Below are 8,040 nucleotides of genomic sequence, written 5' to 3' on the forward strand. Positions count from 1 at the left end.
AATTTTGTATCTTGACCATCCTATTAATCCCCTCGTTTGATCCCACAATTCTTAGGGTAATCCTTTACTATCAGGCATTATACCAAGTCTAATAATACTAGATGCCGCAAAGGACGTGGGGTTGTATGAGAAGAAAGATGATAGCTCTCGTTTTACTACTAGGAACCGCTAGTTGCTTATTGTTATTTGGCACAAAAGGTAGCTCTGAAGACAAGAAAAGCAACTTCACGGATTATCAAGTCATCTCGCATGCTATGGGTGGAATACGCGAACAAGCGTATACCAATTCATATGAAGCGTTTATCGCCAACTACGAGAAGGGTAACCGTGTATTTGAAGTCGATCTATTATTAACTTCAGATGAGAAATTGGTTGCAAGACATGAATGGACGAAGAGTATGACGGAACAATTAGGGCAGCAAGATGAGCTCCCTGAAGAGCGACAAGCGATGCAACTAAGTTACAGCGAATTTAAACAGAGTAAAATTCTTGGTTCCTACGATCCGCTGGACTGGGAAGATATTCTTGACCTTTTACAGGATTATCCTGATATGTATATCGTAACAGACACGAAAGATGAGAATATGAAGCTAATTCTTTCTAAACTTGTCAATGCTGTTCAGAATAGAGATCCTGCTTTGATGAACCAAATTGTGCTACAAATTTATGACCAGCCGATGCTGCAAACGGTACATGAGATCTATCCTTTCAAACAGATTATCTACACGTTATATGCCACCAAGGATACGGACGCAGAAGTTGTAGACTTTGTCAAAGCAAATTCAATACCTGTAGTCACGATCCCCGAGCAACGTGTCACTCAATCCTTTATTTCAGATCTGAACAAAGCAGGGGTTACTACGTATGTAAATACGATCAATGATGAGAATGAAGTCAGTAAGTATCGGCGAATGGGTGTGAATGGTGTTTATTCTGATTTCTTGACGGAGGAAGAAGTGAAATCACCTAGCTGGACTACTCGATTAGGTTTATAATAATTTGAAGTAAAAAGGATATGCCATCGATGATGAGGCATATCCTTTTTTGTTTATAGGACATTTATAGTATCTAAGGGATATATTTGTTCGTATTAAATGCGAACATAAATTGACACTCATCCGGTGCTGACATAGACTAGATTTATGAACAATTCAGGTGGAGGAATGTCGTTTGAAGGATATGATTAATCCGTGGAGACACGTATTTAAGCTCGACTGACCGGGAATTGGATGACAAGGCGCTGGATGCAGTGTGTATGTCTGGAACGGATGCGGTTATGGTCGGGGGCTCTAGCGGAGTCACCTATGACAACACCGTGGATTTGCTATCGCGTATCCGCCGTTATGAGCTACCCTGTGTGCTTGAAGTTTCGGATCTAGAGTCCATTGTACCTGGTTTTGACCTATATATGATTCCGATGGTCATGAATACCGCAGATACCTCATGGATTGTAGGGCAACATCAGAAGGCCGTTGAAGCTTATGGTTATATGATTCCTTGGGACCTTGTGGTGCCAGAAGGTTATATTGTACTTAATCCCAATTCCACAGTTGCTCAGCTTACGGGCGCGCAGTGTGATCTGGATGCCGCCGGAGCGGCTGCCTATGCCCAAGTTGCGGACAAGCTGATGTCGCTACCTATTGTCTATGTAGAGTATAGTGGTACTTTTGGCAATATGGATACGGTCAAAAGAATTCGCCAATCCCTAAACAACGCGAAGTTGTTTTATGGAGGAGGCATTAAGGATCTGGAGACAGCTAAGCAGGCTGCAGCCGTATGTGATACGGTAGTCGTCGGCAATGTTGTCTATGAAGATTTAAAACAAGCCCTATTAACAGTTAATGCAGTTAAATAATATACACCCAAAGCAGGAAGGAGCATGCACGCATGCAACCTATTGATATACAAGAAGCAATTAAACGTCTGAACCCGCCCCAGCAGCAAGCAGTACAAGCTACCGAAGGCCCACTATTGATTATGGCAGGAGCAGGCAGTGGTAAGACCCGCGTGCTTACGCACCGAATTGCCTATCTGATCGCAACACGCAAAGCTCCACCATGGGGCATACTTGCGATTACCTTTACGAATAAAGCAGCTCGTGAAATGCAGGAGCGCGTCTCCAAGTTGGTCGGACCTGAGGGCCGCGATATTTGGGTTTCTACGTTCCACTCCATGTGTGTTCGAATACTCCGTAAAGACATTGAACGAATTGGCTTCTCATCGAACTTTTCCATTTTGGATTCTAGCGATCAGCTTTCTGTTATTCGCAACTGTATGAAGAGTCTCAATATGGACACTAAGAAGTTTGAGCCAAAGGCTGTACAATCCGTCATTAGCACCGCTAAGAATGAATTGGTATCACCAGCGCAGTATGAGCAAACGGCAGGCGATTATTTTGAAAAGCTGGTTGCCCAGGTATACTCCATGTACCAGCGTCGATTGAAGAGCAATAACTCACTCGATTTTGATGATCTGATTATGTCCACGATCCAATTGTTCAAAGAGGTTCCAGAAGTTCTCGATTTCTATCAGAAGAAATTTCAATATATCCATGTCGATGAATATCAGGATACCAACCGCGCACAGTATATGCTTTGCCGGATGCTTGCAGAAGGACATAAGCGAATTTGTGTCGTAGGGGACAGTGACCAGTCTATTTATCGTTGGCGCGGAGCGGATATTAGCAACATTCTTAATTTTGAACAAGATTATCCAGACGCTACTACGATTCTACTGGAGCAGAACTATCGCTCCACTTCAACGATTCTGAATGCAGCGAATGAAGTCATCGGCGGCAATACTGGCCGGAAGCCGAAGAAGCTGTGGACGGACAAAGGTGAAGGTAACAAAATTAAGGTGTACCGCGCAGATTCAGAGCATGATGAAGGATACTTTGTAACCTCTGAAATTAATAAAAGTATAAAGCAACATAAGTCATATCAAGATCATGCAATTCTCTATCGTACCAACGCCCAATCACGGGTAATTGAGGAAATTTTGATCAAATCGGATATTCCATATCAAATTGTCGGCGGTATCAAGTTCTATGATCGTAAAGAAATTAAGGATATTCTTGCTTATTTACGTCTACTTTCCAATCCAGATGATGATATCAGCCTTGCACGGATTATCAATGTTCCGAAGAGAAGTATAGGCGATACAACCGTAGCCAAGCTTGCAGCAGCAGCTGGAGAACGAGGCGTTTCTATTTATCGTGTCTTGGCCGTAGTTGATGATCTTGGATTTGCTGGCAGAACTCGTAATGCACTCGTAGAATTTTATGATATGATCGCGGCATTAAATCAAATGGTAGAATATCTATCAGTAACGGAATTGACGGAGAAAATCATTGAAATGTCGCAGTATCGTTTGGAGCTTGAGCGGGAGAATACGCTTGAATCTCAAGCGCGTTTAGAGAATATTGATGAGTTCTTGTCTGTAACGCTGGAATTTGAGAAGAATAATGAAGATAAGTCATTGGTTTCCTTCCTTACAGATCTAGCTCTAATCGCAGATATTGATAGCGTAAATGATGATGAAGAAGAAAGAACAGATGCTGTTGTCCTAATGACTATGCACAGTGCCAAGGGACTCGAATTCCCGGTAGTCTTCATTGTTGGTATGGAAGAAGGTGTATTCCCGCATAGCCGTGCATTCTCTGATAATGAAGAACTTGAAGAAGAACGGCGACTGGCTTATGTGGGTATCACCCGAGCTGAACAGCAATTATTCCTTTCGTGTGCACAGATGCGTACCCTCTTTGGCCGCACAACAGCCAATCCTCCATCCCGTTTCCTTGACGAGATACCTGAGGAATTGAAGGAAGATACCAAGGTTGCCCAAGATCGCTACCGTCGTGGTGGTAATGTTGGAGGATCGTATGGCGGTCGTGGATTAAGTAGTGGGGGCGGTAGCAACTTCGGACGAAGTGCTTCAAATTCTTCCCTTAGTGGTTCTACAGCATCGGCGTCTGGTACGCAGAGTAGAGTTACTGTAACGACTTCTAAGCCAACTCCAAACGTTGCCGCAAGTAGTGGAGATCTATCCGCACTCAAAGCTGGGGAGAAAGTATCCCATGGTAAATGGGGAATTGGAGTTGTCGTTTCGGTAAAAGGAAGCGGGAATGACACAGAACTTCAGATTGCTTTTCCAGCACCGGTAGGCGTCAAAAGATTACTTGCTGGATTTGCGCCAATAACTAAAGTAGAAGAATAATATCTAATCAATGGACGGAGGGCAAGCCCTGCATGGATCCAATGCACAGTATGGAGCAGCTTGTAGCTGAGTTGAATAAGTACAATTATCATTACTACACGCTGGATAAGCCGCTTTTAAGTGACAAGGAGTATGATGCACTTTACGATCAATTGGTGAAGCTGGAGCAAGAGGGAGGGATCGTCCTTCCTGATTCACCAACTCAACGTGTAGGTGGCGAACTTCTCAAAGGGTTTGTACAGCATCGCCACTTATCACCGCTCTGGAGTCTCGATAAAGCTCAGAGTATGGATCAGCTTAGCAATTGGAATGCACGTGCGGTGAGGTTGACCACAGATTACAATAATAAGCATCCAGAGAACCCGCTCCCACCTCTCAGTTATGCTGTTGAGTTAAAGTTTGATGGGCTGACACTGAACCTAACGTATACAGATGGCAAATTGGTTCAGGCCGCTACACGTGGTAATGGTACAGTAGGCGAAGGGATTCTCGCTCAAGTCAAAACAATCAAGTCGATTCCACTTACCATTCCTTATAAGGATGGAACAATTGAAGTGCAAGGTGAAGGTATGATGAATCTGTCTGTCCTTGCCGATTATAATACTCGTGCTGCAGAGCCGCTTAAGAATGCGCGTAATGGTGCCGCAGGAGCACTGCGCAATCTAAATCCCAAATTGACGGCAGAACGTAGACTGACTGCTTTCTTCTATAATGTCGGTTATTCGGAGGGCATACGTTTTCAGACACATAAAGAAATGATGAGTTTCCTACACGAGAACTACTTTAAAGTGAATCCGTTTATTTCTTACTTCGATAATTTTGATGATGTCGTAGAACAGTTAGAGGACATTCAGGAGCGCAGAGCGGGACTAGATTATCTAATCGATGGAGCCGTGATCAAAATCGTAGATATGCGCACCCGTGAAGCACTCGGCTATACGGATAAGTTCCCACGCTGGGCAGTTGCTTTCAAATTTGAAGCCGAAGAGACGACAACCATTCTTGAGTCTGTTTCATGGGAAGTCGGCCGTACCGGTAAAATAACACCTGTAGCGCGTGTAGAAGCTGTCGAATTGGCAGGTGTAACGGTTCAGAACTGTACGCTTAACAATATCGGTGATATTGAACGCAAGAACCTGAAACACGCTCTAGGCTCACGTGTCTTTATTCGTCGATCAAACGAAGTTATTCCAGAAATACTGGGTAAGGTGACTGAAGAGAACGATGGGGAAGAGATTGTTGCTCCAGAGAACTGTCCATCTTGCGGCTTCCCATTAGAACAACGTGGCGCTCATCTATTCTGTAACAACCGTCTAGACTGCAAACCGCAAATCATTGGACGTATTACTCATTTCGCTTCACGGGACGCGATGGATATAGAAACGTTTAGTGTGATGACGGCAGAGCAGTTGTACAATGAGATAAATGTAAGGGAACCTGCGGATTTATATACGTTAACCTTTGATCAACTCATTCAGCTCGATCGATTTGGTGAGAAGAAGGCTAATAATTTGTTAGAATCCTTAGAGAAGAGTAAGGAGAGAGATTTAGCTTCTTTCCTTTTTGCACTGGGTATTCCTAATACAGGTAAGTCCACTACCAAAACGCTGGCAGAGCATTACCGCGATCTCCATGCCATTATGAATGCATCAGCAGAAGATCTGATCGCACTCCCAGATGTAGGTGGTATCGTTGCGGACAGTATCGTCAACTTTTTTGCAGATCCATTCATGCAGGCAGGTATAGAAAAAATGCTTTCTCTAGGAGTTCAAGCACAAGCACCGGCTGCGCCGCAGGTTGTAAGTACTGACTCGTTTTTCTATGGAAAGACCGTCGTACTGACAGGTACCTTGTATCAACTCACTCGGGATGAAGCTTCTGAGAAGCTTGAGGCGCTTGGCGCTAAGGTGACAGGTAGTGTTTCTTCCAAGACAGATCTCCTTATTGCTGGTGAGAAGGCAGGAAGTAAGCTTGCCAAAGCAAAACAGCTGGGTATTCAGGTTATTGAAGATGAGGATGAGTTTGTTCGTCTGCTTCAATCTTAGAATAGGAACAACAAAAGCAGCCCCAAAATGGGAGCTGCTTTTTTCTTTTACCAAACCCTTAAGATTCGGAGGTTCTGTCTTTACTGACCCAAGCATCTTGATCGTAACCCCGTTGTTCCCAGTAACCGATATGTTCTCCTTCAATAAGTTCGATGCGGTTCAGCCATTTGACTGATTTGTAGGTGTACATCTTCGGAACAACTAAGCGGACGGGTCCACCAAGATCGCTTGGAATCGGTTTACCATCATGCATAACCGCTACAAGGACATCGTCCATCTGAGCTTGCTCAAGGGTAAGTGAATCCGTGTACTCACCATCTCCAGAATAGAATTTAACCGTTGTAGCGGCTGCCTGTACACCAGCTTGTTCGAGCAACGTCCGAAGGGGGATGCCCTCCCACGTATTTTTATAAACCGACCAGCCCGTGACGCAGTGAAAATCGCTTACCTGTACGGTACGCTGAAGTTTAACAAACTGCTCCCAATTCCATGTGGATTTATGATTGACAAGTCCATCTATGCTGAAAGACCAGTTACTGTTATTAAAAGAAGGAATCGGTGTAACTGTATACACTCGAAATTGCCCTTCAGACCCGCCCCCTACTGGAGGGAGAGACTGAGGTAACGGTGTTGGAGCGGGTAGAAGCTGATTAGCATCTTTTTCAATAAGGCTTTCTAAGTTTTGCTGAGACCCCAAGTTGCTTCCAAGCCATTTAATAAAAGAAGGACCCATAGTAACTGCTAGCCCGACCCCAATAGCAGAACGAATAAATGATCTGCGACTATATAACGGTTGTGTTTGAGATGCTTCTGTCTTTACTGTTTGTGTTTGTCTGTCTGTTCTAACAGCGCGACGATGAGGTTCTTTTAACCATTTGGTCCGAGTAACAGAGTGATAGATGATATACGGTAGACCAACCCAAGTCAGAGCGTCATGTATTGTAAGTGCAGGGTTGGACCATGCGGGTCCGAGTGCGCGGAATTGCCACAGTACTACTCCAGATAGTAACCAACCTATTAGAAGAGTCAGTACGACTATGACATTCCACCGTTGGCGCGGTCGATCTTTAAGTTGGCGCCAGTGCTTTCCTGCCAAGAACAAATAGTAAAGTACAGGTAAAAGCAATATTAGACCTACTATAATATGTAATGATTTCAGCCACACGCGCCCTTCTCCAAGTACTTCTCTCCAAAATCCCCATGGCAGTATTAAACCGCTAAAAGCTAAAAACGCGACCATCCATGCATTCCAGCGGTGAATAAAATTCAGTTTCTTTCCATAACCCTTGCGCAGCTTGGCTAGCCATTCATTCATGGGACACACTTCCTTTCACTCTAATCGTTAACCCTAAAGAACTTCGAAAATATATCCTCTAATAACCTTTCGTATTTGAAGGCTGAAATGGATTACTATTCGGTAGTATTTTAGTAAGTATTTTATAGAAATAGTAACACAATTAATTATTTTATAAAAAAGCTTGCAATATAGCCCACATGCATGGTATATTATTTCTTGCCGCTAAAACGGTAAACAACATATCGAAAACGAGCCAACATGAGCTTAGTAAAACAAGTGTTGACTTCGAATAAAACGATATGATATAATAAATCCTGTTCTAAACAACTTAGATAAACGTGATGAACAACTTAAGTTCTTTGAAAACTGAACAAATGGATGATGGTTTTAAATAGAGATTATTAATCTCGTCAGTTTCAAAATGAGCAAGTCAAACACATCGGATGGATCACCCGACGCTGCAAAGACGACGGTTGAATCATT

The 8,040-nt window shown here is 43.5% G+C and carries 4 protein-coding genes and 1 pseudogene; 4 read left to right on the forward strand and 1 reads right to left on the reverse strand.

What is annotated here, in order from left to right; translation table 11 throughout:
* The first annotated feature begins 125 nt into the window (after positions 1-125).
* The 4 genes and pseudogenes from JCM16418_RS20245 (at position 126) to ligA (ending at position 6,260) form a co-directional block, all read left to right on the forward strand.
* Positions 126-995, forward strand: coding sequence for a phosphatidylinositol-specific phospholipase C/glycerophosphodiester phosphodiesterase family protein (locus JCM16418_RS20245; RefSeq protein WP_036652611.1), 870 nt, complete (start codon positions 126-128; stop codon positions 993-995).
* 175 nt (positions 996-1,170) lie between these two features.
* Positions 1,171-1,855: pseudogene (gene pcrB / locus JCM16418_RS20250) on the forward strand (heptaprenylglyceryl phosphate synthase).
* Positions 1,856-1,887: 32 nt separating this feature from the next.
* Positions 1,888-4,215 carry a DNA helicase PcrA gene (gene pcrA, locus JCM16418_RS20255; protein ID WP_036652613.1) on the forward strand — a complete coding sequence of 776 codons (2,328 nt, stop codon included), beginning with the start codon at positions 1,888-1,890 and terminating at the stop codon, positions 4,213-4,215.
* 32 nt (positions 4,216-4,247) lie between these two features.
* Positions 4,248-6,260, forward strand: coding sequence for an NAD-dependent DNA ligase LigA (ligA, locus tag JCM16418_RS20260; protein WP_036652615.1), 2,013 nt, complete (start codon positions 4,248-4,250; stop codon positions 6,258-6,260).
* Between the two features lie 58 nt (positions 6,261-6,318).
* Here ligA and JCM16418_RS20265 read toward each other — a convergent pair whose 3' ends face one another.
* Positions 6,319-7,575, reverse strand: a complete 1,257-nt coding sequence (locus JCM16418_RS20265; RefSeq protein ID WP_036652616.1) for a molybdopterin-dependent oxidoreductase — start codon at positions 7,573-7,575, stop codon at positions 6,319-6,321.
* Positions 7,576-8,040: the final 465 nt, after the last annotated feature.

It is taken from the genome of Paenibacillus pini JCM 16418 (genome assembly GCF_000576305.1).
Classification (GTDB): Bacteria; Bacillota; Bacilli; order Paenibacillales; family Paenibacillaceae; genus Paenibacillus_AQ; species Paenibacillus_AQ pini.